This is a genomic window from Pedobacter sp. NO84, from assembly GCF_059703915.1.
In genome coordinates this window covers 1,712,557-1,731,731 of record NZ_AP046575.1, presented here as the reverse complement: position 1 = coordinate 1,731,731, position 19,175 = coordinate 1,712,557, and the positions used below count along the sequence as shown (strand labels likewise).

Annotated in this window: 18 protein-coding genes; 11 read left to right on the top strand and 7 right to left on the bottom strand. The window is 41.4% G+C overall.

Going from position 1 to position 19,175, the window contains the following annotated elements; genetic code table 11:
• Positions 1 to 113: 113 nt before the first annotated feature.
• Complete coding sequence (gene mscL / locus AC6H0V_RS07430; protein ID WP_497563090.1) at positions 114 to 548, top strand: large conductance mechanosensitive channel protein MscL; 435 nt, start codon at positions 114 to 116, stop codon at positions 546 to 548.
• 140 nt (positions 549 to 688) lie between these two features.
• Here the strand turns inward: mscL and AC6H0V_RS07425 are convergent, their stop codons facing one another.
• A complete protein-coding gene (locus AC6H0V_RS07425) occupies positions 689 to 1,561 on the bottom strand; it encodes a ChaN family lipoprotein (RefSeq protein WP_497563089.1) in 873 nt (290 codons plus the stop codon).
• A 229-nt stretch (positions 1,562 to 1,790) separates the two neighbouring features.
• On the opposite strand from AC6H0V_RS07425, the gene AC6H0V_RS07420 reads away from it, so the two are divergent.
• The 4 genes from AC6H0V_RS07420 (at position 1,791) to AC6H0V_RS07405 (ending at position 5,430) form a co-directional block, all read left to right on the top strand.
• Positions 1,791 to 2,621 (top strand): LiaF transmembrane domain-containing protein, encoded by an 831-nt coding sequence (locus AC6H0V_RS07420; protein WP_497563088.1) that lies wholly within the window; start codon positions 1,791 to 1,793, stop codon positions 2,619 to 2,621.
• A gap of 139 nt (positions 2,622 to 2,760) precedes the next feature.
• Positions 2,761 to 3,822 (top strand): sensor histidine kinase, encoded by a 1,062-nt coding sequence (locus AC6H0V_RS07415; protein ID WP_497563087.1) that lies wholly within the window; start codon positions 2,761 to 2,763, stop codon positions 3,820 to 3,822.
• The gene (locus AC6H0V_RS07410) at positions 3,800 to 4,534 is read left to right on the top strand and encodes a LytR/AlgR family response regulator transcription factor (RefSeq protein WP_497563086.1); all 735 of its coding nucleotides are present in this window, start codon (positions 3,800 to 3,802) and stop codon (positions 4,532 to 4,534) included. Before AC6H0V_RS07415 ends, AC6H0V_RS07410 begins: the two co-directional genes overlap by 23 nt.
• Positions 4,535 to 4,734: 200 nt before the next feature.
• Positions 4,735 to 5,430 (top strand): DUF421 domain-containing protein, encoded by a 696-nt coding sequence (locus tag AC6H0V_RS07405; protein WP_497563085.1) that lies wholly within the window; start codon positions 4,735 to 4,737, stop codon positions 5,428 to 5,430.
• A 44-nt stretch (positions 5,431 to 5,474) separates the two neighbouring features.
• On the opposite strand, the gene AC6H0V_RS07400 is transcribed toward AC6H0V_RS07405, so the two are convergent.
• The 4 genes from AC6H0V_RS07400 to AC6H0V_RS07385 form a co-directional block, all read right to left on the bottom strand.
• Positions 5,475 to 8,705: an error-prone DNA polymerase gene (locus tag AC6H0V_RS07400; RefSeq protein WP_497563084.1), complete on the bottom strand. Its 3,231-nt coding sequence runs from the start codon at positions 8,703 to 8,705 to the stop codon at positions 5,475 to 5,477.
• An 8-nt stretch (positions 8,706 to 8,713) separates the two neighbouring features.
• On the bottom strand, positions 8,714 to 10,210 hold the full coding sequence (locus AC6H0V_RS07395; protein WP_497563083.1) for a Y-family DNA polymerase: 1,497 nt from the start codon (positions 10,208 to 10,210) through the stop codon (positions 8,714 to 8,716).
• Positions 10,210 to 10,944, bottom strand: coding sequence for an ImuA family protein (locus AC6H0V_RS07390; protein WP_497563082.1), 735 nt, complete (start codon positions 10,942 to 10,944; stop codon positions 10,210 to 10,212). Before AC6H0V_RS07390 ends, AC6H0V_RS07395 begins: the two co-directional genes overlap by 1 nt.
• A gap of 218 nt (positions 10,945 to 11,162) precedes the next feature.
• On the bottom strand, positions 11,163 to 12,248 hold the full coding sequence (locus AC6H0V_RS07385) for a PAS domain-containing sensor histidine kinase (RefSeq protein WP_497563081.1): 1,086 nt from the start codon (positions 12,246 to 12,248) through the stop codon (positions 11,163 to 11,165).
• A 341-nt stretch (positions 12,249 to 12,589) separates the two neighbouring features.
• On the opposite strand from AC6H0V_RS07385, the gene AC6H0V_RS07380 reads away from it, so the two are divergent.
• The 6 genes from AC6H0V_RS07380 (at position 12,590) to AC6H0V_RS07355 (ending at position 17,169) form a co-directional block, all read left to right on the top strand.
• Positions 12,590 to 13,453 (top strand): STAS domain-containing protein, encoded by an 864-nt coding sequence (locus AC6H0V_RS07380; RefSeq protein ID WP_497563080.1) that lies wholly within the window; start codon positions 12,590 to 12,592, stop codon positions 13,451 to 13,453.
• A gap of 12 nt (positions 13,454 to 13,465) precedes the next feature.
• Positions 13,466 to 13,873 carry an STAS domain-containing protein gene (locus tag AC6H0V_RS07375; protein ID WP_497563079.1) on the top strand — a complete coding sequence of 136 codons (408 nt, stop codon included), beginning with the start codon at positions 13,466 to 13,468 and terminating at the stop codon, positions 13,871 to 13,873.
• Positions 13,854 to 14,267, top strand: a complete 414-nt coding sequence (locus AC6H0V_RS07370; protein WP_497563078.1) for an anti-sigma regulatory factor — start codon at positions 13,854 to 13,856, stop codon at positions 14,265 to 14,267. Before AC6H0V_RS07375 ends, AC6H0V_RS07370 begins: the two co-directional genes overlap by 20 nt.
• Positions 14,260 to 15,270, top strand: coding sequence for an ATP-binding protein (locus tag AC6H0V_RS07365; RefSeq protein WP_497563077.1), 1,011 nt, complete (start codon positions 14,260 to 14,262; stop codon positions 15,268 to 15,270). Before AC6H0V_RS07370 ends, AC6H0V_RS07365 begins: the two co-directional genes overlap by 8 nt.
• Positions 15,267 to 16,478, top strand: a complete 1,212-nt coding sequence (locus tag AC6H0V_RS07360; RefSeq protein ID WP_497563076.1) for an ATP-binding protein — start codon at positions 15,267 to 15,269, stop codon at positions 16,476 to 16,478. The genes AC6H0V_RS07365 and AC6H0V_RS07360 overlap by 4 nt, the downstream gene beginning before the upstream one ends.
• A 268-nt stretch (positions 16,479 to 16,746) precedes the next feature.
• A complete protein-coding gene (locus tag AC6H0V_RS07355) occupies positions 16,747 to 17,169 on the top strand; it encodes a WecB/TagA/CpsF family glycosyltransferase (protein WP_497563075.1) in 423 nt (140 codons plus the stop codon).
• Positions 17,170 to 17,235: 66 nt separating this feature from the next.
• On the opposite strand, the gene AC6H0V_RS07350 is transcribed toward AC6H0V_RS07355, so the two are convergent.
• Positions 17,236 to 17,616, bottom strand: a complete 381-nt coding sequence (locus AC6H0V_RS07350) for a response regulator (RefSeq protein ID WP_497563074.1) — start codon at positions 17,614 to 17,616, stop codon at positions 17,236 to 17,238.
• Between the two features lie 142 nt (positions 17,617 to 17,758).
• Positions 17,759 to 19,123, bottom strand: coding sequence for a GH1 family beta-glucosidase (locus AC6H0V_RS07345; protein ID WP_497563073.1), 1,365 nt, complete (start codon positions 19,121 to 19,123; stop codon positions 17,759 to 17,761).
• Positions 19,124 to 19,175 lie beyond the last annotated feature (52 nt).

Sequence of the window (19,175 nt, the reverse complement as noted above, 5' to 3'; positions counted from 1 at the left end):
CTCATTTTGCCTTTAGAACGTTCCCTTTTTAAATGATTTTAATTGTTTTCACTACGAAGTTTGCTACTTTTAAACTTAAAATGAATTGATAATATTTAAGAGAAAGGAGCATTATGGGATTTGTTAAAGAATTTAAGGAGTTCGCCGTAAAAGGCAATGTAATGGACTTAGCGGTTGGGGTGATTATTGGAGGGGCATTTGGTAAGATTATCGAAAGTATAGTAAAAGATTTAGTGATGCCAATTGTTTCATCAGTTATAGGACAACCTGATTTCAGTAACTTATATATCGTTTTAAAAGGGAGTGTTTCCGAGGGTACAGCATTAGAGAAAGCAAGGCAAATTCCGGACACAGCTATTTTTGCTTATGGAAATTTTCTAACGGTAGCTTTAAACTTTTTTTTGCTAGCATTGGTCGTTTTCTTATTAGTTAAAGGAATTAATTCTTTAAAACGGCATGAAGAAACTAAAACTGCAGCTATTCCTCCAGCACCAACCAAAGAAGAATTGCTTTTAACAGAGATTAGGGATTTGCTGAAGAATAAATAGATTCATGGTCTTTAGTCGATAGTCCATAGTTGATGGTCAATAGATTGGATGCGTATACATAATGCTCAATCTTATCGGTAAAATTTAGTAAAAATGAACTTTGGCACCCTTGCCATGGACCATGGTCTATCAACTATCGCCTAAAACGTCTTCTTCACCATTGGGTTGGTTACAATTACATAATCACCTAATACCGCATATTTAGACCAATCAGGATTTGCAAAATCTTCTGCCGCAAACGAGGAAATGTTTAAGATCTTGAGTTTGGGAGCATATTTCTTAAGCTTTGCTAGTGTGCCTAATTTTTCGTCGCTATGAAAGCGGCCATTTACCTGAAAAATCTTCGCATCTTTATGGGCTTTTGCATAGTTGGCAATAGACCATGCCATGGTAGCATCCCAAAAGTTTTGGGTCTGATAAATTTTCATTGGCCCCATGCTATGTCCTCCCAAAGTCTCCATAAATTTATCGTAATATCTGCCCGTAGCGGTATCAATAGGTAAAGGAGCAATAAATTGCTTAGAATTTTCGGGCAAGAGATCTAGGGTTTCTAATCCAGATTTAGTAACAGCATTGCTATATCTTGCAGCGCCATTACCTCCAATTACCGCCAAATTGTTTGCTTTGGCCAATTCTATCATTGGTCTATAATCTTTATAATTGTTCCAGGCCCTTGCTTCTTTAATAAAATTCTTTTCGCTGATTATCCCTTTTAAGTACTCGTTAAGTATAGGTTGAACATCAGTATGGAACATTTCCATCGTTAATGCAGCTTTAGTTGGATATGCATCCGCAATTTTTTTAAATAGGGTAGCCTCAAGGTAATGCCCTATAGAATCGTTATGTTCTTCACCAAAGAACAATACATTAGCGGCGCCAAGATCAGCAACAATGTCGTCCAAACTTACTGCTTTCTGCTTTTTCACATCGTAGATTTTGTAGTGGGTACTGATCTCCTGCGCAGCAGCGAACAGAGGAAGGAGTAGGGCAAGGAGCGTAATTAGTTTTTTCATTTCGTATAAATTTCCTGGTTAAATTATTCCACAGGGTGATGGGAAATGCTGATGGTTCATCCAATCGTAATTGTGTCGGTAAATGTACCTCATTTCTGTTCCTCAAATTAACAAATAATTTTACCGATTAATTAATGCCCTTTACCGATTATTAACTTACACACAGCATAGTTTCATTTGTGAACCTAAAAGTTAAGCTTACATTTGATTATACAAATTGAAAAAGACAATGGAAAATAATAATATGGATAATAATAATATGGTAAATCGCTCGGGCAAGGTTTGGGCAGGTTTGTTTATCATAGGGGTGGGAATAGTATTGCTGCTCAGCAATATTGGCCTTGATTTCCCGCACTGGTTGTTTAGCTGGAGCACCTTGCTTATCGTAATTGGTGTTTTTGTTGGACTTAAACATCGCTTTCAGCACAATGGATGGATTATAATGGTGCTTATCGGCTCTTTCTTTACACTACAAGATGCGTTTAACCAACAGTTTGATTTCTGGCGAATTACTTTACCGATCATTTTTGTAGGTTTAGGATTACTGCTCATTTTTAGACCAAAAAGCCGTTTTAACCACGAGAGACGTTGGAAACGTAGGAACGAACGTTGGAACAGAAGATTTGGTGCCGAACCTTTTCAAGATCCTATAGCTCCACAACCACAGTATACCACAGAGCAAAAAGACTCAACTAGTAGCGAATACACGGCCACGAATAGTAGCGATTACTTGGATTCCGTAAATGTTTTTGGCGGAAGTCACCAAACCATCTATTCTAAAAATTTTAGGGGCGGAGAAGTGGTTGCCGTTTTTGGTGGATGCGATCTAAATTTAACCCAAGCAGATTTTGAAGGGGAAATAGAAATAGACATTACCGCCATATTTGGTGGCTGTAAAATTATCATCCCCCCAGGATGGCAGGTTAAATCTGAAGTAACCGCCATATTTGGTGGATTAGATGATAAAAGAAGTATCCAACCAGCGGTTGAAGGTCAGCGAAAATTGGTGGTAATAAGAGGTATTGCCATGTTTGGCGGTGTAGATATACGAAATTACTAACTACTAGGATTAATAGGATTTAAGGATATAAGATCATAGTTTACCGAATGCCTCACGACCTTGTAGTCCTAATCTTTTAATCCTATTAATCTTAGTCCTTTAATCCTAAAATCATATAATCCTATAAATCTTAGTACTAGTGACGACAACGCCCTTATCAGTAAAGCAGATAAAAATTGTTTCCAGCCTCATTTTAGGATGTTGGATAGCTGGTTGTGCGCTGTTGATTTACTATGCCTTAAATTTTAATTGGCAAATTGCTTTGGCCGATAGCTTCATTAGTAATGGACTGTTGGCCATTGGCTGTATTATATTGAGTAATATGTTAGGGTATTATCAGCCTAAGAACGAAAAGATGTTATTTATTCTTCTTTTAACCGCTGTACTTACCCTTATTATCGTGTTTTCAGCAAATTATGGCTTAAATTTTCTCTTTTCAAGACATAAAGCTTATGCCTTATTTCTCGATTTTTCGACGCCATTTCGAATAATAATCGCCTTTTTATGTTTAACCTGGTGTGCCTTGGCAAATATTTTATGGTACCGATTGGAAGAACAGTCTGAAACCCAAAAAAGATTATTAGCAGCCCAAAACCTGGCCAAAGAAGCCGAGCTTAATAAGTTGCGCCATCAGTTGCAGCCCCATTTCTTGTTTAACAGTCTTAATTCTGTTTACGCACTAACCATTGTTAACCCAACCGAAGCGGGGACCATGATTACCAAGCTTGCTGCTTTTTTGCGTGGAACCTTAAAGCGCGATGATGAAGTTTGGGTAAATGTTGCCGAAGAAATGGAGTACATCCAGTTGTATCTCGATATAGAAAAAGTAAGGTTTAGTCACCGGTTAAATATTGATGTTAAAATTGATGAAAACACGCTTGGCCTTTGTTTGCCCGGAACATTGCTACAGCCTATTGTAGAAAATGCAATTAAATTTGGGCTCTACAATACATCTGCTGCTATAACCATCACCCTTAGGGTTAAATTAGAGCATAATACATTGGTGATCTGTGTAGCAAATCCTTACGACCCCGAAATGAAAGCCAGTAAAGGAACAGGTTTCGGACTAACTGCTATCAGGAGGAGATTATATCTCTTGTTTGCCGATAGCAACCTCCTACAGACCGAAACGCAAAACAATAATTTGTATATTACAACGCTTAAAATACCGCAGAAAGATGATCAAAACCATACTAATTGATGATGAAGCCTTGGCTAGGGATGTGGTTAAACATTATTTAAAATCCTATCCTGAAATTGAAATCGTTGCTGAGTGCAGTGATGGTTTTGAGGGCTTGAAAGCGATTACCCAACATCAGCCAGATTTTATCTTTCTGGATATCCAAATGCCTAAAATAAGTGGTTTCGAAATGCTCGAATTAGTAGAAAAGCATCCGGCAGTAATATTTACTACCGCGTTTGACGAGTATGCAATTAAGGCCTTTGAAGTAAACGCAGTTGATTATCTGTTAAAGCCCATAGAGAAAACACGGTTTGATCAAGCGATGCAAAAGCTTCCCTCTAAATTAGCAAAGGATGAAAGCAGTAATCAATTGTTAGAAACCGCCGCACTTTCGCCCGCCCAAAACAGCAGGATCGTTGTAAAAAATGCAGGAGTGATCAAGATTATACCGGTTACCGAACTGCAGTATATCGAGGCTGATGATGATTATGTAAAACTGAGCACCACAGAAGGCAACTTCCATAAGAACAAAACGATGAGCTTTTTTGAGCAAACGCTTGATCCAGGTCAGTTTATTCGCATCCATCGTTCTTATATCATTAATTTGGCCGAAGTAACCAAAATAGAATTGAAAGAAAAAGACAGCTATGTAGTATTGTTAAAATCGAACATTTGGCTTCCGGTAAGTAAAACTGGGTATGTGAAACTTAAAGCGGCGTTGGGCTTGTAACGATTAGTGAAAAGGTTGTTTTGAACGAAGCTCAGCAATACCAACATTCTGTTGCTACAGCTTGACTTTATTTTTAGCACAGGTTAGGCCGTACCACGCCCAACATACAAAATGATTGAGGTTACGGTTTTTGCTACCAGTCCACCAAACAAATACCTTAAAATGGAGGTTTGATAGTTAACTTAACTAATCAACAATTCATGTTATTATCTATAGATTGGGGTGCATTTTTTCTGGGTTCAGAAGACTGGGAGTTTCTGTTTGAAATCGGACTGCGTACTTTTATCATGTACATTATTATCCTCGTGGGCTTACGCCTATTAGGTAAACGTGGGGTTAAACAGCTTTCGATCTTTGAATTGGTTGTGATCATTTCGCTCGGTTCGGCCGCAGGCGATCCGATGTTCTACAAAGAAGTAGGTTTAACCGTGCCCATGGTTATATTCGGCGTTATTGTTGGTTGTTATAGACTTACTACCTACCTCACTGCAAAAAGCACCAAAATAGATGATCTGGTAGAAGGAAAAGCAACCTATCTAATAGAGGATGGCGAATTTTCTATCGAAAACTTTGGGAAGGAAGGCCTAGCGCACGATGAGTTTTTTTCAGAACTCAGGCAACAGGGAGTTTCTCATTTAGGTCAAATCGAAACGGCAATATTAGAGACATCTGGAAATTTAAGTATCTTTTTTGCAGCGGATGAAGATGTGAAATATGGCTTGCCTATTCTGCCTAAAACATTCGAATCAGGCACCTGCGAAATTGAAAAAGTGGGGAAATATGCCTGTTGCTTTTGCGGAAATGTAGAACAGGTTAGCCCTAAGAAAAAGCATGTATGCCAAAAATGTGAACATGATGAATGGGTGCAAGCAATCAAATCGCTGAGGATAAAGTGATGGCCACAGATGCACAGATTACCTGATTACCCTACATAAGAATCTTATTTAAAATTCCTTCCTCCATGGAAAACTTCCTTTGATGTGGCTTCGCGTAGCTGAGAACGTTTATTTTCACTTGGATAGGGTGCAGATTTTTCATCAGCCCTTGCTAAGGTTAAAATTGGCAACTGATCATCGTTTGTTGAAGTAAGCCCTTTAAGCAGTCCTGTAAAATCAAAACATTTCTGCACGATCACGTGTACCACTTCGCCCTCCCGCTGAAGCTTGCCCTCAACCATCAATAATTTTGAACGGAGGATCTCCTTTCGGTAAGTTTCGAACAGCTTTTCGAAGACAACAAGATTCGAAAATCCGGTTTCATCTTCTATTGTGATAAAACAGACCCCACCGGCGGTTCCAGGGCGCTGGCGGACCAGTACCAGACCTGCCACCTTAACCAGCTTCCCATTTTCAGTTTCCATTATCTCTTTCGACGATTTTACGTTGAACATTTTCAGCTTTTCACGTACAAAACTAACCGGATGTGCCTTTAGTGATAGGGAAGTGGCAGCATAATCTTGCACCACGTGCTCGCCTTTGCTCATTAAGGGCAACTCAATTTGGGATTCCTTATCGCTTTCTGAGGGTTGGCCTTCAAAAAGTGCAATCGGTCTGTCTTTCAACGCTGATACTTCCCATAGCGCCTGCCTACGGTCTAGCCCCATAGAGCGGAAACAATCTGCATCGGCCAACCGTTCGAGCGCCGTAAGCGGTACGCCGGCATCAAGTAAGCTATGGATATTCCGATAACCACTTCCCCGGCCGGCAATAAGTGCAAGCATATCCTCTTCCCTCATTCCGCTTACCTGTCTAAATCCCAATCGTAACGCGCAATAGTTGCCTGCTTTTTCCTGCAAAAAATTATCCCAAAGAGAAATATTCACATCAATTTCCCGTACTTCTACGCCATGGTTGCGGGCGTCAATAACCAATTGGGCAGGCTGGTAAAAACCCATGGGCATAGAGTTGAGGATGGCGCAAGCAAATACATCTGGATAATAGCATTTGAGCCAGCAAGATACATACACCAAAAGGGCAAAGCTTACCGCATGGCTTTCGGGAAAACCATAGCTGCCAAAACCTTCCAGTTGCTTAAACACCCGGTGCGCAAAATCCTCTTTATAACCCTTTGCCACCATTCCTCCAACCAATTTTTTTTCGAATTGACTAACCATGCCATTCATCTTAAAGGTGGCCATGCTCCTTCGCAGTTCATCAGCCTCTGCCGGACTAAAACCTGCTGCTACTATTGCTATCTTCATGGCCTGCTCCTGAAATAGCGGTACACCTAAAGTCTTGCCCAATATTTCTTCCAGTTCCTTTGAGGGATATTCAACGGGTTCTTCCTTATTGCGTCTGCGCAGATAGGGGTGTACCATATCGCCCTGAATGGGCCCCGGACGAACAATAGCCACTTCAATAACCAGATCATAAAAACATTGTGGGCGAAGTCGCGGAAGCATCTGCTGTTGTGCCCGGCTCTCGATCTGGAAAACCCCAATGGTATCTGCATGTGAGATCATTTCGTAAACCTTTGGATCATCTTCTCGGTTGATGGAAGCTAAGGTAAGATTCAGATCGTAGTGCTTTTTAGCCAGATCAAACCCTTTTCTGATACAAGTAAGCATACCTAGGGCTAGTACATCTATCTTTAGAAACCCCAGCGCATCGATATCATCCTTGTTCCACTCGATATTGGTTCGGTCTTCCATACGGGCATGGAAAATAGGGCAAAGGTCGGTTAGCTTGCCACGGGTAATCACAAATCCTCCTGTATGCTGACCAAGCTGCCGCGGAAAACCGATCATCTGCCCCGTGAGGTCTAACACCTTTAATAAAAGCGGGTCTTTGGGATTTAGTCCCTGTTCGGTAATCCGATTACCTTCAAACCATTCGTCGGTAAATTCCCAGATCGATGCCGAAAGCCTGTCGATGGTATCAGTAGAAAGTCCCATTGCCTTGCCTACATCCCGCAAGGCTCCCTTTTGATGCAGTTGGGTAACCGTTGCTACGATTGCTGCTCGGTCTCGGCCATATTTATCATAGATGTACTGTATCACTTCTTCCCGCCGCTCGTGCTCAAAATCTACATCAATATCTGGAGGTTCGTTTCTGGCCGAAGAAATAAATCGTTCAAAGAGCAGGTCGAACTTGGTGGGGTCAACCGAAGTAATGCCCAAGCAATAGCAGATGGTAGAATTGGCTGCAGAGCCCCGTCCTTGGCAAAGGATATGCTGCTCGCGGGCAAATCGCACAATATCATAAACAGTAAGGAAATAAGAGGCATAATTCATCTCCTTTACGAACTTCATTTCATGGTTGATGTTACTGCTTACCTTTTCGGGCAGCGGAAGGCCAAAGATTTCTTCTGCACCTTTCCATGTAAGGTATTCCAGTTCTTCCTGGGGCTCCCTTCCTCCAGAGGTGATCTCTTCTGGATAGAGGTATTCCAAACTGTCTAAGGTAAACTCGCAAAGATTAGCAATCTCCAAAGTCCTTTCAATGGCATCTGGATAGGGCCTAAAGAGCCTTTGCATTTCTTCGATGGGCTTTAGGTGCCGTTCGGCATTCATCTTTAGCTTAAAGCCCGCAGTTTGGATGGTGCATTTTTCTCGCACACAGGTCAGTATATCCTGTAGTTCTCGCCTAACGGGATGGTGATAATACACATCGTTCGTGGCAACCAAGGGAACGCCCAATCGTTTAGAAAGTTGATCCAATCTAAACAGTCGTTTTTGGTCTTGCCCTTGATAGCTGCGGTTGGCAGCAAGATAGAGCGCAGTGCCCAGGGAATCTTTATAGGTTTTTAGATCGATAGGAAAACTGGCCTCAAAATCAAACCCTTTGCCGAGTTCATCTGGTGGGATAGCAATAAAAATAATGCCTTCTTTGTTTTCGAAAACATCTGCTTGATAAAGATAACACTTACCCTTTTCGGCTCGGAGGTTACCCATGCTCAACAGTGCCGAAAGCCTGCAATAGGCTTCTTTATTGATGGGGTAGGCCAATAGGCTTGGTCCATCCAAGAGGTCTAATCGACAAGCGGGAATAATGGAGATATCAAATTTTCTTGCTGCGCTATGGGCACGTACAATCCCGGCCATGGTGTTTACATCTGTAATGGCGATCTTTGGGTAGCCGAAGGCGGCAGCTTGCGCAATAAGCTCCTCCGGATGGGAAGCACCCCTCAAAAAGCTGAAGTTACTGGTAACCTGTAGTTCGCAATAGCCCATTTTAATGTTTATGCAAAAAATCCATGAATGAACCAACTTGAGCCTTCTTCGCTGTAATGGCCCAAGCGAAAGATCCAATAGCGTCGTCCTTTTTCGTCCTCCAAAATATAATAGTCCCTGTGCTCGCCCTTTTCCATCCACCATTCACGCTCAATGCGTTCTGGTCCGTCGGCTTTCTTCACTAGGTGAAGCTCGTCTTTGTATCGAAAGTTCATGGGCGGATAATCGGGAATGGGTGCGGTAACCTGTACGGGTTCTGGCTTTTTGAGCATTTCCATTGGGCGTGGATTGGCTTTTTGCCAGCGTACCTCTGTTTTTTCTTCGAGCGATACAGCGGGCCTCAGTGATCTTTCCGGCCAGTAATGCGCCTGCGGAATATATCTTTTGATCGCCTGTGGCCCTATTTTTCCCGCAAGCCGATCTAATAAGTGCGCCAAGTTCTGGTCGGCAAGCCCAGGTTTTGAGCTCCACAGCTTTTCCTGATGGAGGTGTACCGCTTCTGTTTTGGTAGCAGTAAGAATAAAAAGTTCGATACCCAAGGCAGGCTCGATCTGCGCAATTTTGAGTTCGAACAATTTGGAGAGGTGCTTCATATGGTGTGTAGGCTGGTTGGTTCCGATCTTTATTTCGGTTACCCTGCCATCCAAGCGATATCCTTTCAGTTCTGCCGATCTGATACCCAGACCTTCTTTTGAGAGCCGCTCGCATAAAGCCTCGAGAAGCTTTTGGATAGCGATCTCTATGGCAGTTTTTGTTCGGATCGGTTCCAGGCAATAAAGGCGTTCTTCGTAGGGTGCGGTGATGATGATCGGTGTGATGGTTTCTTCTTCGGTACCCAGCGCCTGACCAAGACTTAGGAGCATTTCTTCGCCAAACCTTCTCCTTAAAACCGATCTGGGCATTTGTATAAACTTACCGATCTTATCCAGGCCAAGCTTGTGCAGGCGTTCAATTATATGTTGCTCTAAACGCAGGGCTATAGGAGGAAGGTGTAACAGGGCGTTATATTGCTGTGCAGATGCGATGAGGGGAGATTTCTTGCCATAGCGTGCAACTGCCCAAGAAGTACCGATGGTATCAGAAACAGCGCCCCGGGCGGTATAGCCGGATTCTTTTAGTTTAGCTAAAATAGTTTCGAGGTACGCTGCCTCACCGCCCCAAAGATGCGAACATCCGCTAGAGTCGAGGATGATCCCATCAGGAAGGTTAATGGAAACTAATGGCGAATACCGGATTGCCCATTTAGCGATACGGGTTAATAATTTTTTGTTAAAATCTAGTTTGTCATCAAAGGCAAGAATATTAGGTACAATGGCCTTTGCATCAGCAAGGATGGAGCCCGAATAAATGCCCTGCTTTTCCGCTTCGCCTGAAACAGCGGTTATCATGATCCGCCCTTGCTGTGGTAGGGTAAAAACATACACTTTATCCTTTAGCTCTGGCTTTTTTGTGGCCAGATAATCGGCTAAAAGGTTAGGAAACCATATCGCTACGAATCTTTTCATTAGCCTGCCTGTTTAGGATGTTCAACAATCGTTTCTTTTTCGCTTTCAACTGTAGTGAACCGATCTTCGGCCCATTCTAAGAGGAACTTCCCCGTATGGCCATTTCGAACCTTGAGCAGGCTTACTTCCCATCTGGGGCTCCCAACGCCCGGTATGCCGTCGATAAGTTCGCTTGGTTGGGATTTAATCTGCCATCTTACCGTGCAGGCAGTGGCCGAAAGGGAACGTTTGGGCTCTTTTCGCAAGACAAATCCGGTTACATGGCTTTTTTCTGTAGCCAGTTGCAAACGGCGGCTCTGCGCAAAATCGATATCAGCAAGTTCTGCGATTACACAGGCCAGCCCCTCACATTTGAGTGCCTCTTCCATCACCCAAAGGATTTCTTTGGCATGGTAAAGGTCTATAAACACCACCTGCTGTGGATCAACCCCAAAGCTTTCTAATGAGGGTGGAAAAAGTTTACGATTGCGACTGATCCATAAACAGCTGTTTCCATTTTCCATCAGCTTCGCCATTAGTCCCGCGATGAAGCCTTCGCTTGCTGCACTATCCTCTGGCTGTTGGGCCAAGAATTCGTGAATGGTTCCGGTTGGGAAAATGGAGTTTGGAAAGCAGGCCTCGAGTTTACCAAGGCTAAAGCCATCGCCATTTGCGATAGGAACAGGTTTAAACCCCTGAACTTCTAACAGCTGTTTGCGCAACTGGGCCAATATTTCCTGTTTTTCTGCTGTCATCGATTACTATGCTTACGCGATTTTTTGCGTATGACTTTAGTAACAACAAAGCTATTACTAATATTGTTAGTAATTACTAACAATATTAGTAATATTATTAACAAATAATTTAATCTTTGGGGAGAAAGTTAACCTAGTTATATGTCCATGCAAACGAATTTGAGCACTTTGGAGTGCCTTTGGTACATCTTTTTCAGTTATGGTATATTAGAAATTTATTAAGCAATTACACTACCCAAAGGGATTTCAACGAAAAAGGTGCTTCCTATTGGTGTTTTTGTTTCGAACCACACCCTTCCCCCATGGGCCTCTGTCATCGTCTTTACGATCCACATGCCAAGACCAACGGAGGTTTCGCCTTCTAGACCTTTCCTTCCTGCTCTGGAATATTTATCGAATAAAATTGGTCTAAGCTTTTCTGGGATGCCTATACCATTATCTTTTACGCTAATTAGAAAGCTTTTCTTTCGCTTTTCTACAGCAACAGCGATTTTTCCATTATCTCCTGTAAATTTAATGGCGTTTGAAACCAGGTTATTGATGATTTGGAGAAACTTCATGCTGTCTACTTCCGCGTAAATCTGCGAGTGCGATTGGGTAACGGTAAATACCTTTTTGATATTTTTCTGAGACTTAAGGTAGATATCCATCGCCTGTCCTACTTCCCATACTACATCAAGTCGCTCTTTAGAGATCTGAACCTTGGCGGTTGAAAGAAATTCTTTTTTTAACAGGGTTTGGATCAGCTCTATATTTCGTTGGCAAATATCACCAATAGTTTTAGTTAATTGGTATAGCCTATTTTTTTCTGGAAGCTCTTTATTGATCTGGCTGGTAAGTAGCTGCACAATGCCCATGGGCGCACGAAGATCGTGAGAAAGGATTTCAAGGTTAGCATCCTTCCACCCGTTTACCTTTTGCATATTGAAAATACTTGCCTTCCTTGCAGTATCATCTTCAGCCATTCCTGTCAAATAGGCTACATTACCTTGTTCTTCAACCGCCGAAACCTTAAGCCTAATCCAGCGCAGCGAACCTCCCTTACTGAGAATCCTAAAATTGAGGAGGCTGTTTTTTCCATGTTTTAACAGTTGGCCGAAACCGCTTGTTACATAGTTGATATCGTCTTCATGCACTAATTTTAGTAGTTTTATTGGGGAGGAGAGAAATAATTTACGTTTCCGATTGGTAATCACTTCGAAGGCGGGGTTTAAATAGCTGAGCTGTCCAAGTGCTACATCGTATACGAAGCAGATCTCATCGGATAGCTCTGTCATTTTGTTGACCAGTACTTCTGTATTCATAGGCAGGTTATGCGGAGGTTAAGGGAAGATAGGGAAATAATTCTGATAAGCCAATGTTTGGATTATCGGAGGCAGCTTTTCTTTGATGAACTTCATTCATTTATTCTAATCTCATTCCTAAATAACCAAACCTCCTTTCACCAACTTCAATTGGCTAGCAGCTGTGGAGATTAAGTCTTTTTTACAGGAAATTAAAAATCATAGAGCTATAGGTTGTACGTGTTGAAGGAGTGCGAAAATATTTCGCAGAGTAAATGTAAATCCATACCTTACCAACCATATTTATTCAACTTGTCAAGTTTGGATCTTATAGTTTAACATTTAACCTGTATCCTTCATCCATGTCACTAAAAACGCATCAATTGCTACAAAAAAAGAAAAAAAACATCCTCGAACTTTGGATGAAGAACCAACTTGAAGACGAAGGTTTACGAGAAGATCTGATCAGTAACGATGAGCTGAGAAGCCAATCGGAAGAGTTAATTACCGCATTAGTAGGTAACCTTTCTGGAGATAATTTCACCAACTTGGATTCCGACGAATGGAGTCCCGTAATCGAAATATTAGGTGGTATAGCCATAACCAGAGCTCGCCAGGGCTTTAGTCCGCGGGAAACAGGAAACTTTGTGTTTTCTTTAAAGGATGCCATCCTGGATGTGCTCCAACAGGAAATTACAGATGATCCGATGCTGCTATTTACAGAAAGCCAAAAGGTAAATAAGCTGATGGACAGCCTTAGCGTGGTAACCTTCGAAACTTTTATAAAAGGTAGGGAAGAAGTAATCCTTAGACAAACCGATGAGATTACTGAAATCTCTACGCCAGTAATCCGTGTGTGGGACGGTATTTTAGCCTTGCCCATTATAGGAACACTAGACAGTGCCCGTACGCAGATCGTAATGGAAAACCTGTTACAGGAAATTGTTGAAACCGGTTCGAGCATTGCTATTTTGGATATTTCTGGAGTACCAGCGGTTGATTCGTTGGTTGCTCAGCACCTTATCAAAACCGTTAGTGCTACGCGTTTAATGGGAGCAGAGTGTATCATCAGTGGTATACGCCCTGAGATTGCCCAAACGGTGGTACATCTAGGTATCGACCTTTCAAACATCATTACAAAAGCAACGTTGGCCAGTGCGCTAGCCTATTCGTTTAAGGTAATGCGGTTAGAAGTAAAGAAAATAAGTTCGGTTAATAAATCTTAATATCAGAAATTAATGGATAAAATTCCTATTCTCCGGATGGGAGCCTTTCTGTTGGTGACCATTCAGGTTGATCTTTACGATCGATTGGCACTAAACTTAGAGGCGGATCTTGTGCAGATGGTTAATAAAACTAGTGCAAAAGGGGTGTTAATTGATATTTCAGCTGTGTCCATTGTTGATTCATTTATGGGGCGGATTATTGGAAATATCGCAAGTATGTCAAAAATACTGGATGCAGAAACTGTTGTTGTAGGGATGCAGCCTGCGGTTGCCATCACGCTTATTGAGCTTGGTTTGCCACTAAAGGGTGTGCATACGGCTTTAGACATGGAAAAAGGGATGAACCTTCTTAAGTCTATGATAGAAATAGACCAAGACGAAGACCTAGACACAGACAACGATGACCTTATCGCTGAGTAAAGATACCATTCAGGTACTCAAAGAAACGGATGTTGTATTTCTTAAAAATCGGATCAAGGAAACCGCTGTAAAGATTAAAATGGGATTGGTTAACCAAACCCGCTTACTTACAGCAGCAAGTGAATTGGTGCGTAATATGATGCGTTATGCCGATGGGGGCGTGTGTATTATTGAGGTAGTTTCGAGCGGTAGGATCAATGGGGTACGGTTAACCTTTTCTGATCGTGGACCGGGTATACCCGATATTGCTGCCGCGATGCGGGATGGCTTTTCTACCGGCAAAAGTTTAGGGCTTGGCCTTCCGGGTACAAAAAGATTAGTGAACGAGTTTGATATCAAAAGTAAAATAGGAGAGGGAACAGTGGTTACAATTTTAAAATGGTCAAATGGTTGATGCAACACACATCAGCTTTACGGCAGATGATCGAAGTTATTTTTCGCTCATCAAGAAAGAGATCCACCGAAAGGCAGAAGAAGCAGGGATGGATGAGGTACGGATCAATCAGCTAGACCTGATCGTTGCCGAAATGACCTCCAATCTTTTCAAATACAGTAATGATGGAGAAATACTTTTAGGGGTATTTTCCAATGGCGGATCTCCATATATTGAGCTGATTAGTATAGATAATGGTCCTGGGATGATGAATCCCTCAAAGATGATGCAGGATGGCATGTCTACCTCCAACACCTTAGGTCATGGTCTGGGCAGTATGAAACGTCTTTCGGATACCTTTGAACTCTATTCGCAGATAGGATGGGGTACCATTGTGCTGTCTAGGGTTTACAATGATCCAGAGAAAGCAAAATTAAAAAATGAGGTGCTTATTAATCCAATCGTGGTTTTTAAGCCTGGAGAAAAAACCAGTGGTGATGGCTTCGTCTATAAAAAAACAGATAACTATATCAAAATGATGCTTGCCGATGGTTTAGGCCACGGGCCCGAAGCAAACCTGGCAGTAAACGAAGCCGCTGCAGCGTTTAAGGTCTTTCCCGATTACAGTCCCGCAGAAACCATCCGTTTTATCCATAGCGCCATAAAAAAAACACGCGGAGCAGTAATAAATATTGTTGGATATGATTATGGCAGAAGAATATGGAGTTCAGTTGGAGTGGGGAACATCGCCGCAAGAATGTCTGGTCCAGTAAATTTTAAGAACCATATGTCGTACAATGGGATAGTGGGGCACAATATTCCGAATACACTTAACGATCAAGAATATCTGGCTGATGAATACAACCAGGTAATGCTCTGTTCTGATGGGATCAAAACACGGATAGAAATGTCAAGATATCCGATGATGTATAAATATGATTTAACGGTACTTGCCGCTGCCATTTATAAAGATCATGCACGTAGAAATGACGATATGTCTGTTGTAATTGCAAAATTAAAATGATTAAGCTGATTTCGATCTCATTGGAAAACGATATGGACCTAGTGCTTGCGCATAAAAGGTCAATGAGAGTAGCGGAGAAACTTGGGCTCGCGATGTCTACCCAAACTACTTTTGCTACCGCCGTTTCTGAAATTGCCCGAACGGTGATAGAACACACTGATCAAGGTGGGCTAGATATTGGGCTCGAACAAAACAAAGTGCGCTACAGTCTTTGTGCTTTAGTTACCTTTGAGAAAAATATTCGATTTACTAATGCCGACGCTGGCTTTTACTATGCCCAAAAACTGGTGCCAGAGTTTAACCTAAGCGAAACAGATCAATCCAATCAGATTGAAATGAAAATAGGCCTTCCGCGTTCTCTCAAATTAGATCCAGGTAAGATAGTGCTGCTCAAAAAATATTTTGAATTTGAAGAGCCTTTAAATGCCTACGAAGAAATTAAGAAAAGAAATGTTACGCTCAATAAAATTGCCTATGAACAGGAATTGGAACTCAAGCAATCGAAAATAGTAGATGAGAAAAAGACCGAATTTATTTCTGTAGCTAGCCATGAGATCAAAACGCCGATGACGGTTTTAAAGGGGTACACCCAGATGGCCCGGTTAACCAAAGAGCCCATCTCGGATCGTTTACGCGGTGTGTTAGAAAAGATTGATCTGCAGGCCAACAAATTGATGGATCTAGTGCAGCAGTTAATGGATATCTCTAAAATCGAAAATGGCAATTTACAATACAATTTAAAGAATGTACAACTGAATGATTTTCTGATAAATCAAGTAGTGGTGATGCAACAGATCCTTCCCTATCATCAATTATTGGTAGAATTAGGTGAGGATGTTGAGGTTAACATAGACGAGCTGCGGCTTGAACAGGTGTTTTCTAATTTGTTAGGGAATGCGGCCAAATATTCAGATAGAAATACAAAGATTATAGTTTCAACAATTTCTGATGACGAAAACAATGTTCGCATCGCTATCAGTGATAATGGCAGAGGGATTTCATCAGAAAACCTTCAATCTATCTTTGATAAATTTTACCGCACCGAAGACGTGTTAAAAACACATGCTGGTTTGGGTATGGGCCTCTTTATTACTTCAAAAATAATTACTGATCATGGCGGAAAGATCTGGGCCGAAAGCGAATTAGGCAGTGGATCTACGTTCTATTTTACCCTGCCATTGGCGATTGACAACTCAGTCATTAATTAAAAGCTCATGTCGCAATTAAACATATAACCCTATAAGCGTTGCGATTGCCTTAATGCCCTTAATTTCTTAATGGTTACATTTACTTATACCACATAGAAACATAGAACTATCCTCTTTTCATCTTCCATCTTCCATCTTCCATCTCCCATCTCCCATCTTCCATCGCACACCTCCCGCTCCGCAAATTCTATCTACAATAAGCATTACGATTATAACAGGGAGTGCGGTATGATACATTCCTACGTTACCTTACCAATGAGATTAATCTTTGCTCTATTGTTTTAGGCAAAAGATTGCGAAACGATATCCTAATGTACAGGTCGGCACTTTTTCGCCGCCATACAAACCAGTTTTTACCATTGAGGATACCAAACAAATGATCCATGCCGTTAACAGTTTCTGCCCAGATGTGTTATTTGTTGGGATGACCGCCCCAAAACAAGAAAAATGGACCTTTGAAAATAAACATGAACTCAATGTTAAGGTTATTTGTACCATTGGTGCCGTGTTCGACTTTTATGCCGGGATAATAGAGAGACCAAGCGTAATATGGGTTAACAATGGATTGGAATGGTTGGGGCGCTTGCTTAAAGAACCCAAGAGACTGGCCAAGAGATACCTTTATTACGGGCCAATTTTTATTTACCTAATGTTACGTGCTAAAATACAACAACGTTTTATCTCGGCATAGAATGATTAAGCCCAATAATTGAAGCTGATCAATAGCTGTTAGCTCTTAAAATTAAAGCCTTCTAGGTTAATCTACTGCCAAAGTATCCATTCCGAGCTGAAACTTCACCCTTGAAATAAAGTCGTTGATATCAAAAGGCTTGGGGATAAATTCCTGTGCGCCACATTCCTCCGAAAGTTCTTTTCCTTCTGAATCTCCAGATAGTAAAATCACAGGAATGTTTTTAGTTCGAGAGTTCGATTTCGTCTCCTTGCAGATATCAATTCCATTTCCATCTGGCAATTGGATATCCATGATAAAAACATCTGGAAGCGTGTGGGAAATTCCTCTCCGAAAGCTTTCAACGGTGGGATAAGAGTTTACAAGCAGGTTTGCTTCTTCTAGTAGGTGAGTGAACAGCTCACGGAGTACTTCATTATCCTCTAAGAGAGATACATTTTTTTTCATTGTTTGAGCAATAGGTTAATCTTCTAACTCTACCAATTGCAAATGGTTTTAAATTCTTTATTTTTCTTAGTAGTTACAGGAATAATCTCTAAAATTTTAGCCTATTCTGCAATTTTTATCGTCCTATTAGCCTACTTTCCAACTATTTATGGTTTTTACGGGCTAAAAATTCACCATACCATTTGCCAGAAGATTTTATAATTCGTTCTTGTGAATCAAAATCAATATAAACCAGTCCAAAACGGGGGTGGTAGCCCTCAGCCCACTCAAAATTATCAGTTAAGGTCCATATAAAATATCCATCTACCTGTAATCCATCTTTTTTAGCTCTTAGAATTTCGGTGATAGAATCTTGTAGGTATTTTAATCTTTCTAAATCCTGCACACTACCATCTTTAACCTGATCCAGAAATGCTGCACCATTTTCGGTGATGTAAATTTTTTTGATTTGAGGATACGCATTAAATTTTTTAAGGATCTGATAAATGGATTGAGGATAAACTTCCCACTTCATAACCGTAATGGGCACATTTCTTTTCTCTGCACTCACCAACTTAGCCTGCAAATATGGAATTAAGTACGAATGCCTAACAATTTCCCTGGTATAGTTTTGCAAGCCGATAAAATCGAAATCAAAGCTCAATCGGTCCTCATCACCTGGAGCAAAGTATTTAACGAGTTTTTTTAGTACTGGAAAGTCGTTCACTGGATAGCCAAGACCAATTAATGGCTCGATAAACAGCCGATTAATTAATGCATCAACTCTTAGTGCGGCACGGATATCACGTTTGCTATTTGAATAAGGTTCTATAGGCGAACACGAAAAAGTGGTTCCAATTTGTGCAGTGGGGAGTAATCGCCTTAACACTTTACCTCCGGTGGCTATACTCAATACCACGTGGTGGATGGAGGGCAAGAAATTTTTTAGTCCCTTTTTACCTGGTGCATGGATGCCTAAGAAGTAACCGGCCCCGGTAAATACCATAGGTTCATTCATCACCATCCAGTGTTTTACGCGATCGCCAAAGTGTTGGGCGCAAATGGTTACATAGTCTGCAAACCAGGATACGATTTTACGGTTTGTCCAGCCGCCCTGTAGCTCAAGACCCTGCGGTAAATCCCAATGATAGAGCGTAATCCATGGGGTTATCCCGTTTTCTAGACAGTAATCGATTACGTTGTTGTAGAAATCTATCCCTTTTTGGTTTACGGATACTTCGCCGGTAGGCATAATCCTAGACCAAGAAATGGAAAATCTAAAATTCGGAATGTTAAGCTTTTTAACCAGATCAATATCGTTTTTGTAATTTGTATAGAAATCACAAGCGGTATCGGCATTCTGGTTATCACGGATAGCTCCTTTTTTGCCCGTAAATACATCCCAAATGGAAGGCCCCTTACCATCGGTGGCGCAGTTGCCTTCAATCTGAAAGGCTGCTGTAGAAACTCCCCATTTAAAACCTTCCCCAAATTGAGATTTACTAACTTGCTGTTCCGGATCAAACATAGGAAACTAAAATATGGATTTTCCTTTAAAATCCAAGGGAGAGCTTGGAGAA

Coding starts and splice junctions, on each gene's coding strand:
- mscL (WP_497563090.1), top strand. CDS start 114: ATGGGATTTGTTAAAGAATTTAAGGAGTTCGCCGTAAAAGGCAATGTA.
- AC6H0V_RS07425 (WP_497563089.1), bottom strand. CDS start 1,561: ATGAAAAAACTAATTACGCTCCTTGCCCTACTCCTTCCTCTGTTCGCT.
- AC6H0V_RS07420 (WP_497563088.1), top strand. CDS start 1,791: ATGGAAAATAATAATATGGATAATAATAATATGGTAAATCGCTCGGGC.
- AC6H0V_RS07410 (WP_497563086.1), top strand. CDS start 3,800: ATGATCAAAACCATACTAATTGATGATGAAGCCTTGGCTAGGGATGTG.
- AC6H0V_RS07405 (WP_497563085.1), top strand. CDS start 4,735: ATGTTATTATCTATAGATTGGGGTGCATTTTTTCTGGGTTCAGAAGAC.
- AC6H0V_RS07400 (WP_497563084.1), bottom strand. CDS start 8,705: ATGGGCTATTGCGAACTACAGGTTACCAGTAACTTCAGCTTTTTGAGG.
- AC6H0V_RS07395 (WP_497563083.1), bottom strand. CDS start 10,210: ATGAAAAGATTCGTAGCGATATGGTTTCCTAACCTTTTAGCCGATTAT.
- AC6H0V_RS07390 (WP_497563082.1), bottom strand. CDS start 10,944: ATGACAGCAGAAAAACAGGAAATATTGGCCCAGTTGCGCAAACAGCTG.
- AC6H0V_RS07385 (WP_497563081.1), bottom strand. CDS start 12,248: ATGAATACAGAAGTACTGGTCAACAAAATGACAGAGCTATCCGATGAG.
- AC6H0V_RS07380 (WP_497563080.1), top strand. CDS start 12,590: ATGTCACTAAAAACGCATCAATTGCTACAAAAAAAGAAAAAAAACATC.
- AC6H0V_RS07375 (WP_497563079.1), top strand. CDS start 13,466: ATGGATAAAATTCCTATTCTCCGGATGGGAGCCTTTCTGTTGGTGACC.
- AC6H0V_RS07370 (WP_497563078.1), top strand. CDS start 13,854: ATGACCTTATCGCTGAGTAAAGATACCATTCAGGTACTCAAAGAAACG.
- AC6H0V_RS07365 (WP_497563077.1), top strand. CDS start 14,260: ATGGTTGATGCAACACACATCAGCTTTACGGCAGATGATCGAAGTTAT.
- AC6H0V_RS07360 (WP_497563076.1), top strand. CDS start 15,267: ATGATTAAGCTGATTTCGATCTCATTGGAAAACGATATGGACCTAGTG.
- AC6H0V_RS07350 (WP_497563074.1), bottom strand. CDS start 17,616: ATGAAAAAAAATGTATCTCTCTTAGAGGATAATGAAGTACTCCGTGAG.
- AC6H0V_RS07345 (WP_497563073.1), bottom strand. CDS start 19,123: ATGTTTGATCCGGAACAGCAAGTTAGTAAATCTCAATTTGGGGAAGGT.